The sequence below is a fragment of the Sphingomonas sp. genome (genome assembly GCF_031361285.1).
Taxonomy (GTDB): domain Bacteria; phylum Pseudomonadota; class Alphaproteobacteria; order Sphingomonadales; family Sphingomonadaceae; genus Sphingomicrobium.
Window position 1 is genome coordinate 1 of sequence record NZ_JANMCO010000151.1, and the last position, 2,630, is coordinate 2,630.

Annotated in this window: 2 protein-coding genes and 1 pseudogene; all 3 read right to left on the minus strand. The window is 65.2% G+C overall.

Annotation, left to right across the window (positions count from 1 at the left end; all coding sequences use genetic code 11):
• Positions 1–599: pseudogene (locus RMO25_RS12385) on the minus strand (phenylalanine 4-monooxygenase); the annotation flags it as partial.
• A gap of 200 nt (positions 600–799) precedes the next feature.
• Positions 800–1,987: a hypothetical protein gene (locus RMO25_RS12390; protein WP_309662910.1), complete on the minus strand. Its 1,188-nt coding sequence runs from the start codon at positions 1,985–1,987 to the stop codon at positions 800–802.
• Positions 1,962–2,630 (minus strand): MBOAT family O-acyltransferase (locus tag RMO25_RS12395; protein WP_309662911.1); only part of this gene is annotated, 669 nt, incomplete at its 5' end. The genes RMO25_RS12395 and RMO25_RS12390, both read right to left, overlap by 26 nt.

Below are 2,630 nucleotides of genomic sequence, written 5' to 3' on the forward strand. Positions count from 1 at the left end.
TGGGCTTCGCCGAAGCTCGACGCCAGCCCCGCGCCGAGGATCTTGAGCTCGCCGCCTTCGCGAGCGAGGCCGAACTCGACGCTGTGCCAGTAAATCCGCGAAACGCGCTCACCGTGCCCGGCGGCGATCGCCGCTCCGCCCAGCCGCCCGACATGCTCGATCATCGCCGCAAAATCGTGATCGGCGAGCATCGGGATGTGTCCGAACAGGTCGTGGAAGCAGTCGGGCTCCTCGAGATAATCGAGCTGTTCGCGCGCCCGGATGAAATTGCCCACCGGGAATATGCGCTCGCTGAGCATGGCGAAGAAGATGTCGTCGGGGACCAGCCCAGTCACCGCCACCGTCCGCCAGCCGGTGCGCGGCTCGAGGATGGCGTTCAATTCGCCGAGATCGGGCACGCCCGGGTGGGACAGCCGCAACAAGTCGATCCCGTCGAGGAACGGCGTCACCACGCGGCTGCCAAGCAGCTCGACCTGCCGCGCGAACAGCAGGTCCCACACCGCATGGTCCTCGTCCGTGAACGCGTCCCAGCGCTGCGGCACGACATAATCCCGCCAGCCGCGCGGCTGGTCGGTCGTGGCAAGGGCTCGGTGCAACATCGTCTTCGTCCTTTCGGGCACAATAAAAACCCGCCGGGCGGAGGCCAAGCGGGTCGAGGTTGGTCGTCTGATGCTTAGGCGAGCGTCAGCCGGTCCCAACCTCGTCGGGATAATAATAAGCGGTGGTGTTCGCATTGCGGGTCATTGCGGTTCCGTATCTCATTCCTTGCCTGAACGCCAAATGTCGCGGATTCGATCCCTCATCTCATGGCCGGCGGCACGCAATCGTCGCGGGACAGCGGTGGCGGGGCATCGGCGCGCAGCTTGAGCCGCGGCGTCAGCGCCGTCAGCCGGCGGACATAGGCGTCGGTGAACACGGTCGCGCAGGCGCGGTTCAGATGCGACCATTCGGGCATGATCAGGTGGCGCACTGCAGGCGGCAAATCGTCGTTATGGATGCCGATCGCATGGGTGTTGCGCAGCAGCATCGACCAGCCCTTGGCCTTGGGCACTTGCGCCTCCTCGTTGACGCGCAGGTGGATGTCCGATGGCGGGCGGACGAACACCACTTCGCCGCCACGGGCGCGGATGGTCTCGACCGCCGTCACCGCGCGCGCCTGGCCCTTGGCAATCAGTTGCGGCGTGTAGGGAAAGTCCTCCTTGAAACCCTTCCACGCGTAGCGCGCATGGATTCTGATCCGCGGGTTGGTGATCACCTGTGGCCACATATGGGTCGCGCGGTGTTCGCCGACCTCCGACACTTTCCAGACGTCGTCATAGGGACCGTCGACACCATGGCGAAGACCGGGGTCGAGTCGCGCGGCAATCACGCTGAGTCGATGATTGCTGTCGAGATAAGCGATCCGGCGTTGGAGGAAATGATCGATCGTGGCCGAAGCGCGCTTGGCCGGCGATTCATACTGGGCGCGCTTGTGGATATAGCCCCCGTAGCCGTCGAACGGTTGAAAAAACATCGTGTCGGACAAGCCAACGATCAGCAATCCCTTGAACTTCGGGTTGGATGCGACGTCCTCGAGCAAGGTCAGCGCGCTCGTCCCATGGATTGCCAGCTGGATCGGGCGGACGCTGGTCAACTGCTCGAACCGGTCTAAGTCGGTGTCGAACAGGATCCGCGAATCGCCGACAATCGCCGCCGCCGCGCCCCCCGAACGCGCGCGTTCGTTGGCCCAGTCGACTTCGCTATTATCGAGATCTCCGGCATGAAGCCCAATCCGCCGCGCATTCCATTCGAGCAACGCGGTCCCGACGATGAGCGCGATGACCGCCGCCAGCGCCAGCCTGCCCCACGGCTGCTTGGGGATGTCGCGGGTCGGCACCGGTTGCGCCTGTGCTGGCCGGTCGGACGCGGTCAGCCGCAGCCCGGCCGGCAAAGCCCCTTCGCGGGCAAGCAATCCGGAAGGTTTAGAACTGGAAGTAGATGAAGGCACTGCCCGTCCCCGGGTCCGCGACCACCGCTACCGCCAACGCCGCCCACGCCGTGCCCACTGCCCACGCCGGCGTCCGCTCGATGGCGATCTCGAGCGTCTTGTCGCGCATCGCCCAATGGGTGCCGACGATGCCCGCGACGATCACTAGCGCGTAGGTCATCGGCAAGGCGCCGATCATCCCGATCGGCTTGGCCTGGAACCCGGCCATCGAGCGCAGCACGGTCGCCGCGCCGGTGAAATCATGCGCGCGGAAGAAGACCCAGGTGATATTGATCAACACGAAGGTCAGCGCGCCGATCATCACCAGGCTCACCCGGCCTGGTTTGAAGCCGGCAAAGCGGGTCTTGAGCCAGCGTTCGGTCGACAGATAGAGTCCGTGGAGCCCGCCCCACACCACGAACGTCCAGTTGGCGCCGTGCCACAGCCCGCCGAGCAGCATGGTCCCCATCAGCGCGGCATAGGTCCGCGCCACGCCGTGGCGATTGCCGCCGAGCGGGATGTACAGATAATCGCGCAGCCAGCTCGACAGCGTGATGTGCCAGCGCCGCCAGAAGTCCGAGAAACCGATCGCCGCGTAGGGAAAGCGGAAATTGTCGGGCATGGCGAAACCGAGGCACATCGCGACCCCGATCGCGGTCGTCGA